Source organism: Chloroflexota bacterium (genome assembly GCA_014360805.1).
In the GTDB taxonomy this organism is placed as follows: Bacteria; Chloroflexota; Anaerolineae; order DTLA01; family DTLA01; genus DTLA01.
Genome location: JACIWU010000037.1, coordinates 1 through 19911, shown reverse-complemented (window position 1 = coordinate 19911; position 19911 = coordinate 1). Strand labels below are relative to the sequence as shown.

The 19911-nt window shown below is 66.1% G+C and carries 20 protein-coding genes; 7 read left to right on the top strand and 13 right to left on the bottom strand.

What is annotated here, in order from left to right:
- The first annotated feature begins 5 nt into the window (after positions 1 to 5).
- A complete protein-coding gene (locus H5T65_07860; protein ID MBC7259149.1) occupies positions 6 to 1088 on the top strand; it encodes an aminotransferase class I/II-fold pyridoxal phosphate-dependent enzyme in 1083 nt (360 codons plus the stop codon).
- 275 nt (positions 1089 to 1363) lie between these two features.
- On the opposite strand, the gene H5T65_07855 is transcribed toward H5T65_07860, so the two are convergent.
- From H5T65_07855 to H5T65_07800, 12 genes are all read right to left on the bottom strand, one after another.
- Complete coding sequence (locus H5T65_07855; GenBank protein MBC7259148.1) at positions 1364 to 2569, bottom strand: 2,3-bisphosphoglycerate-independent phosphoglycerate mutase; 1206 nt, start codon at positions 2567 to 2569, stop codon at positions 1364 to 1366.
- Positions 2570 to 2663: 94 nt separating this feature from the next.
- The gene (locus H5T65_07850; GenBank protein ID MBC7259147.1) at positions 2664 to 3764 is read right to left on the bottom strand and encodes an ABC transporter ATP-binding protein; all 1101 of its coding nucleotides are present in this window, start codon (positions 3762 to 3764) and stop codon (positions 2664 to 2666) included.
- A 523-nt stretch (positions 3765 to 4287) separates the two neighbouring features.
- Entirely contained in the window at positions 4288 to 4701 is a 414-nt protein-coding gene (locus H5T65_07845; GenBank protein MBC7259146.1) for a hypothetical protein, read from the bottom strand.
- 57 nt (positions 4702 to 4758) lie between these two features.
- A complete protein-coding gene (locus tag H5T65_07840; GenBank protein ID MBC7259145.1) occupies positions 4759 to 5862 on the bottom strand; it encodes a DUF1016 family protein in 1104 nt (367 codons plus the stop codon).
- Between the two features lie 111 nt (positions 5863 to 5973).
- Entirely contained in the window at positions 5974 to 6438 is a 465-nt protein-coding gene (locus H5T65_07835; protein MBC7259144.1) for a hypothetical protein, read from the bottom strand.
- A gap of 195 nt (positions 6439 to 6633) precedes the next feature.
- Positions 6634 to 7512: a metal ABC transporter permease gene (locus H5T65_07830; protein ID MBC7259143.1), complete on the bottom strand. Its 879-nt coding sequence runs from the start codon at positions 7510 to 7512 to the stop codon at positions 6634 to 6636.
- Between the two features lie 5 nt (positions 7513 to 7517).
- Complete coding sequence (locus H5T65_07825) at positions 7518 to 8345, bottom strand: metal ABC transporter ATP-binding protein (protein MBC7259142.1); 828 nt, start codon at positions 8343 to 8345, stop codon at positions 7518 to 7520.
- Entirely contained in the window at positions 8342 to 10144 is a 1803-nt protein-coding gene (locus tag H5T65_07820) for an ABC transporter ATP-binding protein (GenBank protein MBC7259141.1), read from the bottom strand. The genes H5T65_07825 and H5T65_07820 overlap by 4 nt, the downstream gene beginning before the upstream one ends.
- Positions 10145 to 10170: 26 nt before the next feature.
- Positions 10171 to 10770: an NUDIX hydrolase gene (locus H5T65_07815; protein ID MBC7259140.1), complete on the bottom strand. Its 600-nt coding sequence runs from the start codon at positions 10768 to 10770 to the stop codon at positions 10171 to 10173.
- A 69-nt stretch (positions 10771 to 10839) separates the two neighbouring features.
- Positions 10840 to 11148, bottom strand: a complete 309-nt coding sequence (locus H5T65_07810) for a hypothetical protein (protein ID MBC7259139.1) — start codon at positions 11146 to 11148, stop codon at positions 10840 to 10842.
- A gap of 271 nt (positions 11149 to 11419) precedes the next feature.
- Positions 11420 to 13216 carry an ABC transporter ATP-binding protein gene (locus H5T65_07805; GenBank protein ID MBC7259138.1) on the bottom strand — a complete coding sequence of 599 codons (1797 nt, stop codon included), beginning with the start codon at positions 13214 to 13216 and terminating at the stop codon, positions 11420 to 11422.
- 20 nt (positions 13217 to 13236) lie between these two features.
- Entirely contained in the window at positions 13237 to 14223 is a 987-nt protein-coding gene (locus H5T65_07800; GenBank protein MBC7259137.1) for a zinc ABC transporter substrate-binding protein, read from the bottom strand.
- Positions 14224 to 14557: 334 nt separating this feature from the next.
- On the opposite strand from H5T65_07800, the gene H5T65_07795 reads away from it, so the two are divergent.
- Genes H5T65_07795 through H5T65_07770 form a run of 6 tightly spaced genes read left to right on the top strand, consistent with a single transcriptional unit; the run spans position 14558 to position 17990 of the window.
- Positions 14558 to 14965, top strand: coding sequence for an Rrf2 family transcriptional regulator (locus H5T65_07795; protein ID MBC7259136.1), 408 nt, complete (start codon positions 14558 to 14560; stop codon positions 14963 to 14965).
- Positions 14962 to 15855, top strand: coding sequence for a radical SAM protein (locus tag H5T65_07790; protein MBC7259135.1), 894 nt, complete (start codon positions 14962 to 14964; stop codon positions 15853 to 15855). Before H5T65_07795 ends, H5T65_07790 begins: the two co-directional genes overlap by 4 nt.
- Positions 15856 to 15865: 10 nt before the next feature.
- Positions 15866 to 16999 carry a tRNA 2-thiouridine(34) synthase MnmA gene (gene mnmA, locus H5T65_07785; GenBank protein MBC7259134.1) on the top strand — a complete coding sequence of 378 codons (1134 nt, stop codon included), beginning with the start codon at positions 15866 to 15868 and terminating at the stop codon, positions 16997 to 16999.
- An 8-nt stretch (positions 17000 to 17007) separates the two neighbouring features.
- Complete coding sequence (locus H5T65_07780) at positions 17008 to 17268, top strand: hypothetical protein (GenBank protein MBC7259133.1); 261 nt, start codon at positions 17008 to 17010, stop codon at positions 17266 to 17268.
- 38 nt (positions 17269 to 17306) lie between these two features.
- Positions 17307 to 17621, top strand: coding sequence for a hypothetical protein (locus H5T65_07775; protein MBC7259132.1), 315 nt, complete (start codon positions 17307 to 17309; stop codon positions 17619 to 17621).
- Between the two features lie 27 nt (positions 17622 to 17648).
- The gene (locus tag H5T65_07770; GenBank protein MBC7259131.1) at positions 17649 to 17990 is read left to right on the top strand and encodes a YtxH domain-containing protein; all 342 of its coding nucleotides are present in this window, start codon (positions 17649 to 17651) and stop codon (positions 17988 to 17990) included.
- Positions 17991 to 18046: 56 nt separating this feature from the next.
- Here H5T65_07770 and H5T65_07765 read toward each other — a convergent pair whose 3' ends face one another.
- Entirely contained in the window at positions 18047 to 19747 is a 1701-nt protein-coding gene (locus tag H5T65_07765) for an NAD(P)H-hydrate dehydratase (GenBank protein ID MBC7259130.1), read from the bottom strand.
- Between the last annotated feature and the right edge of the window lie 164 nt (positions 19748 to 19911).

The window sequence follows — 19911 nt, the reverse complement described above, 5'->3', positions numbered from 1 at the left end:
CGACCATGAAGGACGTGATCTCGCTGGGGATTGGCGAGCCGGACTTCGTAACGCCGCCCGCCATCACCCAGGCCGGCATCCGCTCCCTGGAGCGCGGCGAGACCCACTACACGTCCAACTCCGGCATCCTGGAACTGCGCCGCGCCATCAGCGACCACATCGCGCGGCTGTACGGCGTGCACTACGACGCCGAGAGCGAGATTCTGGTAACCGTGGGCGTGTCCGAGGCGCTACACCTGGCGCTCTCTGCGCTGATTGACCCCGGCGACGAGGTGATCATCCCCACGCCCTGCTTTGTGGCCTACGTCCCCGCCGTGGTGTTCGCGGGGGGCACGCCTGTAACCCTGTGCACGGCGATGGAGAACGGGTTCCAGATCTCGGCGGCGGACATCGCCAAGGCCATCACGCCCCGCACCAAAGCCATCCTACTGGGTTACCCCAACAACCCCACGGGCGCTGTGATGAGCCGCGACCGCCTGCTGGAGATTGCCAAACTGGCGGAGGAGCACGACCTGATCGTCATCTCCGACGAAATCTACGACCGCCTGGTGTACGGTGTGGAGCACACGTGCTTTGCCTCGCTGCCCGGGATGAAAGACCGCACCGTCGTCTTGCAGGGGTTCTCCAAAGCCTACGCCATGACCGGCTGGCGGTTGGGGTACGCGGTGGGGCCTGCGGAGATCATCGCCGGCATGCGCAAGATGCACCAGTACATCATCATGTCAGCGCCCACGCCCGCCCAGCACGCCGCGCTGGAGGCGCTGCAGAGCGGCGAGGCCGACGTCCAGCGCATGCGCGCCGAGTACGACCGCCGGCGCAAGGTGGTGGTGGCAGGCCTGAACGCCATGGGGCTGACATGCTGCGAACCGCGCGGCGCGTTCTACGCCTTCCCGTCCATTCGGGCCAGCGGCATGACGTCGGACGAGTTCGCGAATCGCCTGCTGGAAGAGGAGCGCGTGGCCCTGATTCCGGGGACGGCCTTCGGCGCGTGCGGCGAGGGGTTTGTGCGCATCTCCTACGCCACGTCGCTGGAGAAGATCGAGGAGGCCCTGAAGCGCATGCGCCGCTTCATGCAGCGGCACGGGTAGGCCGTTGCCGTAGGGGCGATTCGTGAATCGCCCCATACGTCGCGCTGCGGGTGGCATCCCTCACCCTGGCCCTCTCCCGCCGCGGGAGAGGAAACGACGCCTCGCGCGGGCATGCTGACCTCACCCCCTCGTTCCCCTCTCCGCTGGCGGAGAGGGGGCGGCCGAAGGCCGGGGGTGAGGTGTACCGCCACGCCCAACGCCAAAACGCCGGGCTGGCGTCAGCCCCGAAGGGGCTTCGCTCCCGTAGCGCGGGGGTTTAGCCCCGCGCCCACGATCTACGCCCCATATTTTGCCAGGCGCAGGGCGTTGGCCATCGCCAGGCGCATGATCTCCTTGGCGGGAAAGACGCCCAGCGCGCCGCGCGCACACGCCCTCTCGCCGAACGTGTCCACGTCGTCGGGACGGCAGTAGCGCGACCAGAGGATGGTGGGCACGGGGTGCCACGAGTGGCTCTTCAGCACGGCGGGCGTGGAATGATCCCCGCTGACGATGACCACGTCGGGGTTCAGCGCCATCATCTCCGGCACCAGTTCATCCACGTGCTCTATGATCTCCCGCTTGCGGTCAAAGTCGCCATCCTCGCCTGCCGAGTCGGTCTTCTTCACGTGCAGGTAGAAGAAATCGTACTTGGCCCAGTTCGCCTTCAGCGTCTCTACCTCGTCCTCCACCGTCTCGCCGGTCTTCAGGATGTCCATGCCGACCAGTTTCGCCAGGCCGCGATACATGGGATACGTGGCGATGGCGGCGCACTGCAGGCCGTATATCTGCTGCATGGACGGCAGGGCCGGGTCCTTGGCGAACCCGCGCAGCGTCAGCCCATTGGCCGGATGATGGCCGGCGAGCAACTTCTGCGCTTCGGCCACCCATCGGTTGACCAGCGCGGCGGTCGGTTCGGCGTCGGCCGCCAGGGCGCGCACCGGCAGCGGCGGCACGCCCACCCTCTGCGGGTCCGTCTCGCTCAGGTGCGGCGACAGGCCCTGGCCCCGCAGCACCAGCACGAAACGATAATCCTGCACCGCCTCCACGAAGACCTCCACCCCCGGCAGCCGAATCTGGCGCAGGATTTCCACCAGTTCGCGGCATTTCTCGGTGGGGATGCGCCCGGCGCGGCGGTCGGTGATATTGCCGGCGGCGTCCAGCGTGCAGAAGTTGCCGCGCGCGGCCACATCGTCGCGCTCCAGCGGGAAGCCGATGCCCAACGCCTCCAGCACGCCCCGCCCGATGACGTACTGCAGCGGGTCGTAGCCGAACAGGGCCAAATGCCCCGGGCCGCTGCCGGGCGTGATACCGGCCCCCACCGGCGCGCTCAGCCCGCAGATGCCTTCCCGCGCAAGTCTGTTCATGTTGGGCGTGTGGGCCGCCTCCAGTTCCGTAAGGCCGTTGGCGGTCAGGGGCAGCCCGCCCAGCCCGTCCAGGATGAGCATGAGGATTTTCGTGTTGGCCGGCTGGGCCAGTTCCCGCATCCATTCCAGTTCGTTCATGAGATTTCTCCGGTTTCTCGCAGGCGACACATGTAGGGGCGACGCGTGCGTCGCCCGACGCGTGCGCGGCCCCTACGGTTGCGGCCGAATTGCCCTAGCGTATCGCCCGCTCCGTCGCGCGGTCAAAGATGTGGATTTGACCCAGGTCAAACACGACTTCTACATCCTGGCCGACGCGCATGTTAGTGCGCGGATCCACCCGCCCGATGTAGGAGTGCTTGCCCGTAACCAGGTACACAAACACCTCGTTGCCCATCAACTCGGTAACATCCACTTTGGCCGGAATGCGGACGGGGTTGATGCCAGGCGGCGTGAACTCCGGGTCGTGGATGTTGTCGGGCCGAATCCCGAAGACGATCTCCTCGCCCAGGTAGGGCGCCAGCACTGGCACGCGGTCGGCAGGCACCTTCACCCGGAACGAGCCGGTGTCAATGTACATGTCCTCTTTGGTACCCACCAGTGTCGCGTCAAAGAAGTTCATCGCCGGGCTGCCGATGAACCCGGCCACGAACACGTTGTCGGGCTTGTCGTACAGGTTCTGCGGCGTGTCCAGTTGCTGCAGGATGCCGTCCTTGAGCACGGCAATGCGCGTGCCCATGGTCATGGCTTCCATCTGGTCGTGGGTTACGTAGATGAACGTCGTCTGAAGTCGCTGGTGCAGTTTGGACAGTTCGGCGCGGGTTTGCACGCGCAGTTTCGCGTCCAGGTTGGACAGCGGCTCGTCCATCAGGAACACCTTGGGCTCGCGGACGATGGCGCGGCCCAGGGCCACGCGCTGCCGCTGCCCGCCCGACAACTGCTTCGGCTTGCGGTCCAGCAACTGCTCAATGCCCAGGATGGCCGCCGCCTCTTTCACGCGACGGTCGATCTCGGACTTGGGCGTCTTGCGCAGTTTCAGCCCGAAGGCCATGTTGTCGTACACGCTCATATGCGGGTACAGGGCGTAGGACTGGAACACCATGGCGATGTCGCGGTCTTTGGGCGGCACGTCGTTGACCAGACGGTCGCCGATGTAGATTTTGCCCTCGGTAATCTCCTCCAGGCCCGCCAGAAGGCGCAGGGCCGTGGTCTTGCCGCACCCCGAAGGGCCTACCAGGACGAGGAACTCCTTGTCGCGAACTTCCAGCGACAGGTCATTGACCGCGACGACGTCGCCAAATCGCTTCGTAACGTGTTCATAGGTTACGCTTGCCATGAGGCAATCTCCTCTTATGGATGATTGGGCCGAAGCCCCGAAGGTGGAGTCATGGGAAACAGAACTGTTCGGTCGCGGATGCTGGCGCATCGCGCGGGCGCAAGGCCAAAACCGCTTTCCCAGACCCAAAGAGCGAAAATCCGTTGGATGTGGACGCTCACGGTGTACGCAGTACGCATCCCCCCTTTCCGTTACGGCTCGGTGCTGCGCGGACAGACGATTGCGCGGCTATTATAGCACAGTTTGGGCGTGGGGGTGTAATTGCGAGGGGTGTCAGCATAGTAGGGGCAGGTTTCCATACCTGCCCCCTGTTTCCGGCGGCTATGGAAAGCCGCCCTACGTGTCTTTGGTTCTCCATTCGTGTGGATTCGTGTTATTCGTGGACGGCGGTTGGCGAGCGTAGGGCAGGTTCCCATGCCTGCCCCCCGTTTCCGGCGGCTATGGAAAGCCGCCCTACGTGTTTTGGCATCGCGCCGCCAACCCATTGCGAGCGGCGGCGCGTGGGGTGCAATTGCGCAGGGCGTCAGCGTTTCCACTCAATGTGGTCGTTGATGTGGTGCCTCTCATAGGTTTCCAGCACATCTTCGCAGAAACGCATGGTCTCTTCGTCGCCCAAGGTCTTCGCCAGCTCATAAAGACGGATGAACATCTTCTTCGTGCTTTCCGGCGGTGCCAATGTCTTGCAAGACTCGGAGGGCACTTGGAGCAAATTGTATACGTCCATCACACCGCGGTATTGAAGCGCAATGACCGCTTGTTCCCGCTGAGAACGCTCCCGCTGATATTCCGCAAGCAGGTGCTGCGCGTCCAGAAGCAACTCCCTGGCCCGCTCCACGGGTTCGGGAAAGGCGCCCTCACGAGACTTGCGCCCAATGCACTCTCGCTCCAGAATAGCATACTCTCTTTCTAAATTGAGAATCCCCTCTTGATCCTTCACCCCCTCCTCCTCTTCCAACACTGAGATCCACCCTTCGGAACCACGTCGTCTCCAAGCCTATTTACCGCTCCCGATGTAGACGCTCTCTATCATCTCAATGCTCTTGTGAAGTTGTAGTGCGATGATAAACCTGAAGCCCGCAGGAGTCAGAACTATCTGCTGGCCGACCTTGCCCAGGAGCCCCAAATCTATCGCGAAGTTCAGGAAAGTGTAGGTTGCTGTGTTTCGCGCTCTGGGAGCACTCCATTCTGCTTCCTTGCCCGCCAGGGTCGTGAACATCCTAACAAGGTGTTCAAACGAGAATGGATACACATTCCTTGACAACAGGAAAGCACTTTCTACGATTGCATAGATTCCAAAGACGGTAGGGGAGTAGAAAGGGTCTTTGGCAATGAACTTCTTCAGCAGTTCCGCCTGCTGTTCCGACAACTCATCAGCCACAGTCCGCGATTGCATGGCCTTGAGGTATGCGTGTCCAAAGTCAGTCAGCCAGCACTTCTTGCGATCCACCCTAACCAAACCGAACTCTCTGGCAATTGTTAGGTGGTGATGAACGCTTGACCTCCCGAGACCAGTTGCTTCGGCAATCGCGGGCTTGTCAAGATTGCCCTCACCGATCGCTGCCAGCGTTCTGTTAATCAGGGCTAGACTATAGACTCCATAGTCGTTCGGCTTGACGCGAAAGAATGGAGTCAGTTCGGATAGCATTGTGAAGTACCGCGTTATGACATCCAAAGGATCGTAAATGATTAGCGTGACGTTCCGCTCTTTGCAGAGGCCGAAATCAGATTCCTTTGCCCCCGTTACCAACAGGTAGGGTCTTGTACTGCCAGCGATCAGATTACCCGAGCGTTGTAGTTCCTCTATATCTCGCACGTAGCCTACCACCTGCTCAAGGTGATCAGGGCTGAATGCCGTAACCTTCAGTTCAACCAGTACCAGGTCTTTGCGGTGCAGAAGCAGCAGATCAAGTCGCTGCTCACCCGACCTCATTCGCAGCTGCCTTGCGAGTAGCCTGGGCTCGGAATCAAGAGCGAGCAGTTCTTGAAGGTACGAGAGATTGGCAACGAGCGCGTCCTCCACCTCGCTTTCCCGAATCTTGCTTTCGTTTTGCCTTCTCACCATACGTTCAGTTCCTGTCTTTCTACCTTTTGAGTCCACAGTAGTTACAAACGTTTTGCCACACGCCAGACGCATACCGGCAGAGGTGCCCGACCAGCCCTTGATGTCTTCCCCATTTGTGCACAGTGTACTGCAAATAGCGCACGGACGTCAAGAGCGTCCAAATGCGAGGTGCCGAAGGCGCTGACGAGAGCTCAGGGGGACTGCACCTGCGGGGATGTGAAATTCCCAGGCGTGCATACGCAACGTGAAAGGCCCCACCTCGCCGCGCATGCTTCCCCACACAGGCCGCAAAGAAGCACTCCGTGTCTTCGTGTCTTTGTGTGGGCAATCTTCATGCGGGCGGGTGGCGCGCCCCTGCGCCACGCCGCTCTCCACCACGTTCTTCGTGGTCAGCGCCTTGATGAACCGGCGGACCGCAACCACCGCCACGACGAGCGCCAGGCACAGAATCAACTGGGGCAGCAGCGAGAGCGCCATCACCGGCCCCAGACGCCACATCTGGTAGCCGGTGAAGGCGGCGAGCAGGAGCAGGAGCACGATGGCTGCGCCCGCCCAATGGCGCAGGAAAAAGGGCAGGATGCCGCGCCCTATGCGGGAGAAGAATCGCTTCATGTCCCACCTCCCGGGCTATGCTCTATGGCCGGGCGCACGGGGACAGAGACCCCCACGGTTGCGCCTCGCGACTCCATCATACCCGCGCCGACTGACACAGGACTGACGCGTGCGCCCGCCCGTGGGGGCACGCACGAGGGGAATCCGCGCGAGGCGAAATCTGCGACGGGGCTGCCGTGGGCGACCCGACGGGCGTCAGGCCGATGGCGACTCGCGTCTCTTGGCGCGGGCACGCCGACCCGTCAGCACACCCCTGCGCGGCGCGAACAGCACGGCCAGCAGGAAGAAGGCCGAACACACCAACACAATCGCCGCGCCCGAAGCGATGCCCAGGTAGTACGACACGTACAGCCCGATGACCCCCGCCGCCGCGCCCAGCAAGGCCGCGAGACCCATCATCAGCGGCAATCGGCGGGTCAGCAGGTAGGCGGTGGCCGCGGGCGTAACCAGCATCGCCACCATCAGCGCGATCCCCACCGTTTGCAGCGACACCACGATGGTAACCGCGATCAGCACCAGCAGCAGGGAATTGAGCAGCGACGACGGCAGGCGCAGCGTGCTCGCCAGAATGGGGTCAAACGAGATGACCAGGAACTCCTTGTACAGTGCCACGATGGTCAGGATCACCAGGCTGCCGAATCCCGCCGTCAGCGCCAGGTCGCCCGTGGAGACCCCGAGCACGTCACCGAAGAGGAAGTGGGCCAGATCCACGGCGTAACTCTGCGTCCGCGAGATGAGGGCGATGCCCAGCGCGAACATCGTGGCGAAGATGATGCCGATGGCCGTATCCTCTTTGACGCGGGTCTCCTTGCCCACCGCGCCGATGCCTAGGGCCGTGAGGATCGCCGTGCCCAGCGCCCACCAGAACAGCGGCCCCCGCGCGACGCCGCTCACCAGGTAGCCCACCGCCACGCCTGGCAGGATGGCGTGCGCCAGCGCGTCGCCGAAGAACGCCATCCCGCGCAGCACCACGTAGGTGCCCACCGTCGCGCACACGACGCCCACCATGATGGACGCCGCCAACCCCCGCATCATGAACCCATACTGCAACGGCGCAAGCACGATGTCAACCAGCCCGTTCATCGGCGATCCCCTCCGCAACACGTGTCAGTCAGCACCATCAGGCCATCGTCGGTCTCCACAAAGCGCAGATTGTCGCCGTAGGCCTGGCGCAGTCGGTCGGGCGCGAAGACCTCGGCGGCAGGCCCGAAGCCGAACAGGCGCTTGTTCAGAAGCATCACGCGGTCAAAGCGGGCCGCCGCCATATTGAGGTCGTGCGTGGCCACCATGACGGTAACACGCTGCTCGCGCAGGGTGTCCAGGATATGGAAGATGCTCTCCTGCGAGCCGACATCCAGCCCCGTGAGCGGCTCGTCCATCAGCATCAGTTCGGCCTCCTGGGCCAGCGCCCGCGCGATGAACATGCGCTGCTGCTGCCCGCCCGAGAGTTCGCCAATCTGGCGGTCGGCCAGTTCCGTAAGCCCCACGATGTCCAGGCACCGCCGCACCAGCGCGCGGTCGCGGCGGCCTGGGTGGCGCAGCAGCCCCATCTTCCCGATGCGCCCCATCATCACCACGTCGGCGACCGTAACGGGGAAATCCCAGTCCACTTCGCTCCGCTGGGGCAGATAGGCGATGCAGATGTGCCCGCGGGGGCCATGCCCCGCCACGCGCACCTCGCCCTGCGTCGGGGCCAACACGCCCGCGATGACCTTGAACAGCGTGGTTTTCCCCGCCCCATTGGGGCCTACCACGGCCACCCGTTCCCCTTTGGTCAGGCAAAACGAGACATTGTCCAGCGCGACGCGCCCGTTGTACTGCGCGGTAACGCCCACGGCTTCCAGGATGGGCGCGTCGGGGATATGGTTCGCGCGCCTGCGCCCGAAGGGCGTTCGCGTTTCGCTCATGATGTCTCACCTCCTCGTCCCGGTGCGGCGCGCACGGAGTCCAGCGCAGGCTCGTCGGACAGGCCCTCGCGCGGCGGGCGCAGTTGCTGCTGGCAGATGGCGGCGTAGCGCCCACCGCGGGCCAGCAACTCGGCGTGCGTCCCGCGCTCCGCGATCCGCCCGTCGTGCACCACCAGAATCTGATCGGCGCGCACCACTGTGCTCAACCGCTGGGCGATAATGAACGTGGTGCGCCCGACCATCAGGCGGGCCAGCGCGTCCTGGATGAGCCGCTCCGTCTCGGTGTCCACGCTGGACGTGGAATCGTCCAGCAGCAGGATGCGCGGGTTCATGAGCAGGGCGCGGGCGATGGCCACGCGCTGCCTCTGCCCGCCCGACAGGGTGATGCCACGCTCGCCGACCAGGGTCTCGTAGCCGTCGGGGAACTGCGTGATGAACTCGTGGGCGTGGGCGGCCTTCGCGGCGGCGATGATCTCCTCGTCGGTGGCGTCCTGTCGGCCGTAGGCGATGTTCTCGCGGATGGTGGCCGAGAACAGGAAAGTGTCTTGCAGCACGATGCCGATCTGCCGCCGCAGCGAGCGCAGCGTTACGTCGCGGATGTCGCGGCCGTCCACCAGGATTTGGCCCTCGGTAACGTCGTAGAAACGCGGGATGAGGTGGATGAGGGTGCTCTTGCCCGATCCCGTTTCGCCGACCAGCGCCACGATTTGCCCCGGCTCGGCGACGAACGAGATGCGCTGCAGGATGGGCCTGTCGCCGTAGCCGAAGGTAACATCGCGAAACTCCACGCGGCCGGGGCCTGGCGGCAGGTCAACGGCCCCTGGCCGCTCCTGCACGGGCGACGGAGTGTCCAGAATCTCAAAGATGCGCCGGCCCGACGCCACGGCCTCGGCGGCCATGTCCACCAGCCAGCCCATGCGCTGCACCGGCATCGCCAGCATCCCCAGGTAGCCGTTGAACGCCACCAGCGTCCCCACGGTCAACTGCCCGGCGTACACCAGGCGCCCGCCGTACCACAGGATGATGGCCGTGCCCAGGCTGATGATGAACGTCATCATGGGGAAGTTGAAACTCCACTCGCCCACCGTGGCCAGCCTGCGCCGCATCAACTCCACATTGGCCTCGCGGAACCGCTCAATCTCATACGGCTCGCGGGTGAACGCCTGCACCACCTGGATGCCGGTCAGGTCTTCTTGCAGGATGGTGGTCATCTCGGCGTGCTGCTCCTGGATGCGCTGGAACAGCGGGCCGATGCGCTTGCCGAAGCGCACGGTTACCGCGGCCAGGATAGGGATGGGCGTCAGCGCCGCCGCGGCCAGGCCAGGGTGCACGCTGAACAGAATGGCCACAATGGCCACGAACAAGATAGCAATGTGGAGGAATTCGGCGATGCCCATCCCCGCGAAGTCCTGCACGGACGACACGTCGGACGTGCAGCGCGACATCAATTGCCCCGTCTGGCTGTGGTCATGGAAGGTGAAGGACAGGGTCTGGATGCGGTTGTACAGTTGATTGCGCAGGTCGTAGGCCACGCGATGCGCCAGCCAGGCAATCCCGTAGCGCTGGCCGAAGGATACACCCGCCCTGGCCAGCCCCAGTCCAAACAGCCCGCCCGCCAGCAACATCAGCGCCGACGGCGTCCCCTGCGCCAGCCCGATGTCCACGGCCTGCTTCAGCACCCACGGCACGACAAGGCCCAGCGCGTTGACCCCCACAAGGCACAGGTACGTCAGGGCCACGCGCCGCCTGTAGGGCCGCAGATAGGACAGTAACCGCCGCAAGACCTTCCAGGATGACATGCGCTTCACCGGGTCGGCTTCAGTCCTCACACAGCACCACGGCCTTCGGCATGGCCGAGGACTGCGGGAGGTACCACGCCTCGCTCGGCCAGCCGCCGAAGCCCCAGGCCAATCCCCGCCACCGACGACATGGAGCCGATTTTCCCCTCCGCGACCAGCGCCCACAGGTCTGCGGGCGAGACCACGTGCACGTTGATGTCCTCCGTGGCGTCCAGGTGCTGGGCCGAGGTTTGTCGCGCGCCGACGGCCAGATAGAAGTGGAATCGGTTGGCCGAACGATTCGGGTCGGGATACAGCGACGCCAGGTGCGTCCAATCGTCGGCGGAATGTCCGGTCTCCTCGGCCAGTTCGCGCTGCGCCGCCTCCAGCAGCGAAGGGTCGTCGGCATCCACGTAGCCTGCGGGCAAATCCCACAGCACCCGCCCGCACCCGTGCTTGTACTGCTCCACCAGGATGACCTTGCCGTCGGCCGACAGCGGGAACACCATGACAACGTCGCGCCCTTCGGCCAGCAGGTACTCCTCAATGATGTGGCCGTTGGGCAATTGGCAACGCTGGGCCGTGATGGTCAACCATGGCGGCTTGCTGAGGATGAGGCGGGAACTCAGAACGCTCCACGGTTTCAAGTCCGGATAACCTCCCTACGGTGCGGGTCGGGCGAGACGCGGCGGAAGTGCGCAACCCCTCGCCCCGCTCTATGGGGCCGGGTTTGAGGGCAGGGCGAACGATGCAGTCATGGAGTCGGCCACGCTCTCGCCCTGCAAGAGGCGCGCCAGCACCACCCCCTCGGCTCCAGGCAGGGCCTGGGCGCGCAGGTGCAGCGTTACGTCCATGCGCGGCTCGTTCAGTTCCACCACCAGCATATGCCCCCATGGGTCGCCGGCCGCCGACTGCAGCGCAAGTTCCACATTCACCGGGCCCTCCCCCTCCCACAGGAAGGAGACTAGCACGCGTTGCCCGTCCGGCCACGGCTGGGCCAACAACTGGCGGATTTCCGGCGCCACCTTGCCCTCCCTACACGAGAATCAGCGCGCCCATTATACGCCCCCTGCGCGCCCCGCGCAACCGCACCGCGCGACGGACTCGGTTCCAAACTCTGTTGGTGGCGGCATGGGTTAAGGTGCGACGCACTTCTGGAAGTGCGTCGCACCTTGCTCACCAACACAGAGCAGAACCGAGCCGCGCGCCGTTCGCAGCCACGCCCCTCATCTATTCGTGCTCATTCGTGTTATTCGTGGATAAGTCCCCCACCGTGCCCATTCGTGCTCATTCGTGTTATTCGTGGACAAGTTCCCCGTCTCCACCCGCGGGCGAAACCCCGAAGCCGATCTGGTATAGGCGATGGTACACGCCTCCCCGCGCCAGGAGTTCTCGGTGCGTCCCCTCCTCCACCACCCGCCCCGCTTCCAGCACCACAATCCGATCCGCATGGACAACGGTGGACAGGCGGTGCGCCACGATGAGCGTGGTGCGCCCTTTGCGCAGCACCTGCATCGCCTCCTGGATGGTGCGCTCGGTTGGCGTGTCCACGCTGGACGTGGCCTCGTCCAGGATGAGAATTTTCGGGTCAGCCAGCAACGCCCTGGCGAACGAGATCAACTGACGCTGGCCCACCGACAGGTTCGCGCCGCCCTCCTCCACCCACGTGTCAAACCCGTTCGGCAGCCGCGCGATGAAGTCGCCCGCGCCCACGACCTTGGCCGCGGCCTCCACCTCGGCGTCGGTCGCGTCCAGCCGCCCGTAGCGGATGTTCTCGCGGATGGTTCCCGTGAACAGAAACGGCTCCTGCAGGACGATGCTCATCTGCCCGCGCAGGGATGCCAGCCGCCAGCGGCGCACGTCCAGCCCGTCCACGCGGATTGCCCCCGCGTCCACGTCGTAGAAGCGGCCGATGAGTTTGATGAGCGAGGTCTTGCCCGCGCCCGTCGCCCCCACAAAGGCCACCGTCTCGCCCGGGCGGATGTGGAGCGAAACGTCTTCCAGCACCACGGTCTTGTCATCGTAACTGAACGACACGTGGTCAAACTCCACCTCACCGCGCATGGGCGGCATCTCCACCGCGTCGGGCGGGTCCACGATGTCGGGCGGCGTGTCCAGCAGTTCAAAGATGCGCTCGCCGGCGGCCATCGTCGCCTGGAGGGTGTTATAGCGCTCGCTGAGATCTCGGATGGGGTCAAAGAAGCGGTCAATGTACAGCACGAAGGCCACGAGTTCGCCCGCCGTCAGAGTCCCGCCGATGACCATCTGCCCGCCAAACCAGATGACGACGGCCGTGGCCGCCACGCTCACCAGATCCACCGTCGGGAAAAACAGCGCCGACAGCCGACTGGCGTGCAGATTCGCCTCCAGGTTCTCGCGGTTGATCCCGTCGGCGAAGGCGCGCAGGTTTCGCTCTTCCCGCGAAAACGCCTGCACCACCCGCACGCCGCTGATGTTCTCCTGCAGGTTGGCGTTGACGGCGGCGATGGCCTTGCGCACCCGCCGGTATCGCTGTCGCGCCTCCTTCTGCCAGACCGCCGTCAGCGCGCCCAACACCGGTATGACGACAAACGCCAGCAGGGACAGGCGGGCGCTCATGCCGAACATGACCGCCACGATCCCGACCAGGACAAACACGTCGTTGACCGTGCCCAGGACGCTCCACGTGATCAGGTCTTGCAGCACGTGCACGTCGGACGTGAGGCGGGAGATGAGCCGCCCAACCGCGTGGTGTGAGAAGAAGCGGAGCGAAAGGCGTTGCAGGTGCGCGAAGAGCAGCGTTCGGATGTGCACGATGACGCGCTGACCGACGCGGTAGATGACTTGAATCTGCGCGTAGCGGCTGCCCCACATCACCAGGCGGCTTGCGGAGAAAGCGGCCGCCAACACGGCCAGCGCCTGCATGTCCCGCGCCACGATGCCCCGGTCAATGGCCAGGCGCACAAGGTACGGCCCGGCCAGCGAGCACGCCGACACCACCAGCATCAGCGCGCCCGCCCCCACCATCTGCGGCACATACGGTTTCAGGAAGGCCAGAAGCCTCCGCACAATCGCCGCGTTATAGCCTTTGCCCAGAATCTCGTCGTCCGACATCCACTCACCGGCGCATTGGGCTAGCGAAGCGCCTCCACAATCGCCGACACATTATACCGCATCATGCCCAAATACGTGGAAGCGGGGCTGCCCGCTTCGCCCAAGGAGCCGATATATAGGAAGACGAGGCGGACGCCGGTGTCCTGGGCCACGCGCTCGGCTAGGGCTGGGTTGACCGTCTTGCCGGTGAATACGGCGCGGACCCCCTGGGCGCGGATGGCATCTTCCAGCGCCGCCAGATCCCGAGCCGAGGGCGAGGCCAGCGTGCTGTAGCCGGGGATGACCGCGCCCACCTGCTCAAACCCGTACCGCGCCGCGAAGTAGGTGAAGGCCGTGTGATCGGTAACCAGTTTGCGATTGGCCTCGGGAATCTGCGCCACCTGCTGCCGAATCCAGGCGTCCAGTTCCCGCAGTTGCGCGGTGTACGCCTGGGCGTTGGCGCGGTACGCTGCCGCCCCCGACGGGTCCAGGGCGCTCAACGTGTCCCGAATGTTGCCCACCCACACGATGACATTGTTGGGGTCAAACCAGGTGTGCGGGTCGCTGCCCTCGTGGTGATGAGCCTCCTCTTCGGCCGACTCGTCCTCGTGGGCCTCGGCGGCCTCCAACAGCGCGACGCCAGTGGAGACCGCGACCAGGCGGTTGCCCACCTGGGCGTTCGCTATGAGCGGCTCCAAGAACGTTTCCAGGCCCGCGCCGCTGGCGTACACGACGTGGGCTTTCTCCAAAGCCGTCATGTCCTGCGGCGTGGGCTGGAAGGAATGCGGATCTGCGCCGAGCGGCACGAGCACCGTCAGCGCGATGCGGTCGCCGCCAATGTTGGCAACCACGTCGGCGACGATGCTCGTGGTCGCCACAACGCGGAGTTTCTCCCCCGCGCCAAGCGCCACCGGCGCCAGCGGCGGCAACCCGTCCCCGCCGGGCGCAACGGTGGGCGCGGGCCGGCAAGCCGAGCCGATGACTAGGACCGCCAGAGATAGCGCCAGGAACAGTGTTCTGCGAACCATCACGATCATCCTCTCGCCGCAAGGTCTGGGCTACAATACGTCGGGCAGCGAGCACCTGTCAAATCGGGTTGTCATGTGCGCGGCCCCGCGGCGCGAGCGCGCCACCCCCCGCCCAGGAAGCACGTAGCGCGGCTTCCCACAGCCGCCCCAGGCGTAGGGCGGGTATGGAAACCCGCCCTACGCTCGCTGTCCGCCCCTGAACCGCGCGCGGGGAGGGAAGGGGAGGGCCAGGGTGGAGAAGGGTGAGGTCAAGAGCCCCATCGGCCCGCCCGCGTTGACAGCCCCGCCGCGCGCGCATACAATAGGCCAGACCCGCCAGGGGGTGGAGGAACCCATGCAGTTTTCGGCAAGAGAGTACTACGGCTTGCGCGCCATGACCGAGTGGGCCAGGCGCTACGGCGAGGGGCCTGTGTCGGTGGCCGAGGTGGCCACTGCCGAGGGCCTGCCCGTGCCCTATCTGGAGCAGATCATCCCGTCGCTGCGCGAGTCGGGGCTGCTCCTCAGCACGCGCGGCGCCCATGGCGGCTATGCCCTGTCGCGCCCGCCGCACCAGGTCTCCGTCGCCGACGTGATCCGCGCGCTGGAAGGCGACGTGGTCAGCCTGCGCTGCGCCGACGCCGACGTCGCCTGCGCGCGCCTGGAACAATGCGCGGCGCGAACCGTATGGGAGCAGGTGAACGCGCTGGTCGTGGACGCGCTGGAACGCACTACCCTGGCCGACCTGGCGCGAGGGGGCGGATGATCGGCTCACAGTACCTGTATTTCGCCGCGCACATGGCGCGCGCCCGCCTGTTCGGCATCAAGCGGCCGCTCCTCAACGGGTTCAAACTCACCTATCGCTGCAACCTGAAATGCGCCGCCTGCCCATTCTGGCGACAACCCCGACCCGACGTCCCCTACGACGTGGCCATCGCCGCCATGGACCGACTGCGGGCCGACGGCGTGCGGCTGCTCATCTTGGAGGGCGGCGAGCCGTTCCTGTGGCGCGACGGCTCCAAGCGCCTGGAAGATCTCGTCGCCGAGGCCAAGCGCCGCTTCTTCACCGTGGGCGTGGTTACCAACGGCACGCTGCCCATTGACACCAGCGCCGACATCGTGTGGGTGAGCATGGACGGGCTGCGCGATACCCACAACGCCCTGCGCGGCGACAGTTTTGACCGCGCCGTGGCCCACATCCGCGCATCTCGCCACCCGAAAATCCTGGCGAACATCACCATCGGCTCCCGCAACTGGCAGGAGATTCCCGACCTGGTGCGGTTCCTGAGCGGCATCACCAAGGGAATCACCATCCAGTTCTACTACCCCTTTGAGGGGACCGACGACCTGATGCTGTCCACCGAGCAGCGGGACTGGGCGCTGGATCAACTGATGGCGCTGAAGCGGGAGGGGTTCCCAGTGTTGAACTCCTACGCGACCCTGCGCCGCCTGAAGCGCAACACCTGGCGCTGCCAACCCTGGCTCATCAGCACCACCGAGCCAGATGGGACCATCACGCAGGGCTGCTACTTGCGCAACCGCGCCGCCATCCACTGTTCCTACTGCGGGTTCGCGGCGCACGCCGAGATATCGCTCGCCTACGACGGGAACATCCAGGCCATCTGGGCGGGCAAGCAGATTTTCGGGTTCCGATAGGCGGGAGCACATGAGCGGCGAGGCTGTATCCATTCCAAGCGGCCCAACCCTGGCATGGGGCGGCAACGGCGCGGCCCCCCGCGTTGTCGTCGCCTTGAGCGGCGGCGTGGACAGTTCCGTGGCGCTGGCGCTCCTGGCGCGCCAGGGGTACGACGTGGTCGGCGTCATGGCCCACTTCTGGGCCGAGCCGTCTTGCGACGGGCGCGCCGCGCCCAACAAGTGCTGCTCCCCCGAATCCGAGGCCGTGGCCCGCCAGGTCTGCGAGCGCGTCGGCGCCCCGTTCTACGTGGTGGACTTGGCCGACGCGTTCCGCCGCGCCGTCGTGGAGCCGTTCATCGCCGAGTACCTGCGCGGGCGTACCCCCAACCCCTGCCTGTACTGCAACCGCGACGTGAAGTTCGGGCTGCTGCTGGACTACGCCCTGGCGCAAGGGGCCGACTATCTGGCGACGGGGCATTATGTGCGCGTCCAGCGGGTTGGCGAGACGTTCCGCCTGCTGCGGGGGCTGGATGCGCGCAAAGACCAATCCTACGTCCTGCACATGCTGGGGCAGCGCGAACTGGCCCACGCCCTGTTCCCGCTGGGCGAACTGACCAAACCCCAGGTGCGGGCGCTGGCCCGCGAGTTCGGGCTGGCCGCGGCCGAACGCCCCGAAAGCCAGGAAATCTGCTTTGTGCGCGACAATGACTACCGCCGCTTCCTCGCCGCCGTGGCCCCCGACGCCATCCGCCCTGGGCCCATCTACACCTCGGCGGGGGAACGCGTCGGCACGCACAAGGGCCTCCCGTACTACACCATCGGCCAGCGGGAGGGGCTAGGCATTGCCTACACCGAACCGCTGTACGTGCTGGAGATTCGCCCGCAGGACAACGCGCTGGTGGTGGGGCCGGCGCGCGAACTCGGGCGCGACAGGCTCACCGCCAGCCGCGTGTCCTTCGTGGCTGGCCATCCGCCCGCGCTCCCGGCCCGCATCACGGCGAAAATCCGCTACGCCGCCAAAGAAGTCCCGGCCACCCTCGCCCGTGTGGAGGGCGACCGCGCCTGGGTGGAATTCGCCGCGCCGCTCCGCGACATCACCCCCGGCCAGGGCGTCGTCTTCTACGACGGCGACGTGGTGCTGGGCGGCGGCATCATTGACGCATAGGGGGAGACATGGACTACCTGACCGCTCCGGCCATGCTGTTGTCGCTGGTTTTGGCCACCGGACTGGCGGGCGTGTTCCAGTGGTGGCAGGGCAAACGAACCCGCGATGCGCTGCTCTACTGGGCGGCAAGCGCGGCGGGCTTCCTGGTGGGCCAGGCCGCGGCGGAAGCCGCCAGGTCGCCCGCGCCCATGCTTGGCCAGGTGCACGTGCTGGAAGGCGTCATCTTTGCGCTCGCCGCGATGTTCATTGTCAAATGGCTCAAGTTATGATATAATAGGCGCGTGGCCGGAAAACGCAGGAGGAACGTATGGCTGAAGTTCGGGATGTAGCGATCATCGTTCTGGCGATAGAGTCCATCGTCGTCGGCGTGGTGCTCATCTTCCTGGTGATTCAGGTCAACAGCCTGATTCGCCTGCTGAAGGAAGAGATCAAGCCGCTGCTGGACTCGGCCAACGAGACGGCGAGCACCCTGCGCGGCACGACCACGTTCATCAGCGACAAGGTGGTCAACCCCATTGTGTCGGCCACCAGTTTTGTGTCGGGCGCACAGCAGGCGGCGAAAACCCTGCTGGGACTCCGTCGGCGCGCGCCCGGGGACAAGACCGAAACGGGCGAAGGATGATTTCACACACAGGCGAGGAGGTTAGAGATGGCAAGAGATGGTGCTGGTGATTTTCTGGCGGGATTCATCATCGGCGCGGTGGTAGGCGCCGCGGCAGCCCTGTTGTTCGCGCCCCAGTCCGGGCAGGAGACGCGCACGCGGATTCGGGAGACCGGCTTGGAACTGCGCGACAAGGCCGAGGAGTTGAGCGCCGAGGCGCGACGCGAGGCCGAGCGCCTGGCCGAAGAGGCCGCGAAGCGCGCCCAAGAGGCGCAGCAGAAGGGCCGCATCGTCCTGGAGGAGCAGCGCGCCAAGGCCGAGGAACTGCTGGAGAAGGGCAAGGCCCTGGCCTCCAAGAAGAAGGCCGCGCCTGCCGAGCCGGAAGCCTAGTCAACCCGCGCTGCACCGTGGATTTGGGCAAAGGGGCCTGCAATCCGGTCAGGCCCCTAGTGCTGTCCTGCGTCCGGCATTCCCCGCAATCGGGCCATCGCCGCCGGAATGTAGCGTAGCAAGTCGCCGGCGGCCAGCCCCGACGGCCCGGTTTGCCGCGCCGCCAGTTCGCCCGCCAGCGCGTGCACGTACACCCCCGCCACCGCCGCGTCGGTCGGATTCACCCCCTGGGCCAGCAGCCCCACCAGGATGCCCGCCAGCACGTCGCCCGTGCCGGCCGTCGCCAGCGCCGCGTTGGCAAACGGGCACACGAACGCCGCCCCGTCGGGCGCAGCGACCACCGTGTGCGCGCCCTTGAAGACCACAACCTTGCCCCATTCCCGCGCGGCCCGCGTGGCCACGCCGATTCGGTCTGCCTGCACGTCGGCCGTGGAGCAGCGCAACAAGCGCGCCATCTCGCCCGGGTGCGGCGTCAGGATGCAGGGAGCCGCGACCCGCTCGTGCCAGCCGTCTAGTCCGGCCAGCGCGTTCAGGCCGTCGGCGTCTATCACAATCGGGCAAGGCGGGGGTGGCGGGGGCGACTCCTCGCGCTCGGTGAACCCGATGCGCGGCCGCCGCGCCGTCCCCAGGCCCAGCACCGCCCACACCAGGCGGCGCGTCGTCTCATCCTGGCCCAGGCCCGGGCCGACCAGAAGCGCCTGGCTCTGCGGCAACTCGCGGAGCACCAGCGGCGCGCCCGTCTCGCTCAACACCCCCACATCTTCTGGCAGCACCAGGTAGGTAACCTCCGGCGACAGGCCCGCCACGACCGGCCGCACGGAGGCTCCCGCGCACAACGTTACCAGCCCCGCGCCCGCCCGCACCGCCGCCCCTGCCGCCAGCCCCGCCGCGCCCGTGTAGTTCACCGAACCCGCCACGATGAGCGCGCGCCCGAAGGTCCCCTTGTGCGCGTTCAGCGGGCGGCGGGGCAGGCGCTCCGCCACCCATTCGGGCGTGATGAGGGTCAGCGGCACGTCGGCGGCCCACTCGCTGCGGATGCCGATGTCGGCCACCAGGAGCCGGCCCACCGCCCCCGCGCCCGGGAACAGAAAATGCCCGCGCTTGGGGAAGGCGAACGTAACCGTCAGATCGGCGGGGAGCGCGGCAGGATCCAGCGCGCCCGTGTCCGCGTTCAGGCCGCTGGGCAAGTCCACCGCCACGACCCACGGCGAGAGGCGCGGCATCGGCTCGGGCGCGTCCTTGGGCCAGGCCAGACCGCCCGCGAAGTTCGCGAATCGCGGCGCCGCGCCCTTGCGCAGGGCCACCTGCTCGCCCGCCACAAGCAGAATGTCGCGGAAGCGGCCCTCAATCGGGCGCGAGACGCCCGTGCCCAGGAGCGCGTCCACGAAGATGTCGCATTCGGCCACCATGCGCCGCCACAGCGCCAGGGTCGCGTCGTTGTCGCCGGCGACGACATGCGCGCCCGCTTGGGCCGCCAGCGCCAGGTTCTCGTCCTCGGGCGGGCGCGGCTTGGCCAGGTACACCGCCACCTGGTAGCCCCATCGGGCCAGGTGGCGCGCCGCTACAAGGCCATCGCCGCCGTTGTTGCCCGGCCCCACCAGCACCGCCACGCGCGGGTGCTTCTTGGCGTCGCGGGCGGCGCGGATGGCCTGGGCCACGGCCAGCCCCGCCCGCTCCATCATGTCGTGGTACGACACGCCCGAAGCGTCGGCCCGCTTCTCCAGGGCGCGCATCTCGTCGGCTGTCAGGATCTTCATTCGCCACCTCACTGTGGTCCCGAACACACGCGGTCGCGGCCAACAACGCGTGCGTCGCCCCCCGTGCGTCGCCCCTACCGGCAAACCCCACCCCGCGCTGCCTAGGGTGAGGGATGCCCCATGCCCGCGGGGGTGAACCCCCGCGCTACATGCGCGAAGCCCCT

Coding starts and splice junctions, on each gene's coding strand:
- H5T65_07860 (MBC7259149.1), top strand. CDS start 6: ATGAAGGACGTGATCTCGCTGGGGATTGGCGAGCCGGACTTCGTAACG.
- H5T65_07855 (MBC7259148.1), bottom strand. CDS start 2,569: ATGAACGAACTGGAATGGATGCGGGAACTGGCCCAGCCGGCCAACACG.
- H5T65_07850 (MBC7259147.1), bottom strand. CDS start 3,764: ATGGCAAGCGTAACCTATGAACACGTTACGAAGCGATTTGGCGACGTC.
- H5T65_07835 (MBC7259144.1), bottom strand. CDS start 6,438: ATGAAGCGATTCTTCTCCCGCATAGGGCGCGGCATCCTGCCCTTTTTC.
- H5T65_07825 (MBC7259142.1), bottom strand. CDS start 8,345: ATGAGCGAAACGCGAACGCCCTTCGGGCGCAGGCGCGCGAACCATATC.
- H5T65_07820 (MBC7259141.1), bottom strand. CDS start 10,144: ATGTCATCCTGGAAGGTCTTGCGGCGGTTACTGTCCTATCTGCGGCCC.
- H5T65_07805 (MBC7259138.1), bottom strand. CDS start 13,216: ATGTCGGACGACGAGATTCTGGGCAAAGGCTATAACGCGGCGATTGTG.
- H5T65_07800 (MBC7259137.1), bottom strand. CDS start 14,223: ATGGTTCGCAGAACACTGTTCCTGGCGCTATCTCTGGCGGTCCTAGTC.
- H5T65_07795 (MBC7259136.1), top strand. CDS start 14,558: ATGCAGTTTTCGGCAAGAGAGTACTACGGCTTGCGCGCCATGACCGAG.
- H5T65_07790 (MBC7259135.1), top strand. CDS start 14,962: ATGATCGGCTCACAGTACCTGTATTTCGCCGCGCACATGGCGCGCGCC.
- mnmA (MBC7259134.1), top strand. CDS start 15,866: ATGAGCGGCGAGGCTGTATCCATTCCAAGCGGCCCAACCCTGGCATGG.
- H5T65_07780 (MBC7259133.1), top strand. CDS start 17,008: ATGGACTACCTGACCGCTCCGGCCATGCTGTTGTCGCTGGTTTTGGCC.
- H5T65_07775 (MBC7259132.1), top strand. CDS start 17,307: ATGGCTGAAGTTCGGGATGTAGCGATCATCGTTCTGGCGATAGAGTCC.
- H5T65_07770 (MBC7259131.1), top strand. CDS start 17,649: ATGGCAAGAGATGGTGCTGGTGATTTTCTGGCGGGATTCATCATCGGC.
- H5T65_07765 (MBC7259130.1), bottom strand. CDS start 19,747: ATGAAGATCCTGACAGCCGACGAGATGCGCGCCCTGGAGAAGCGGGCC.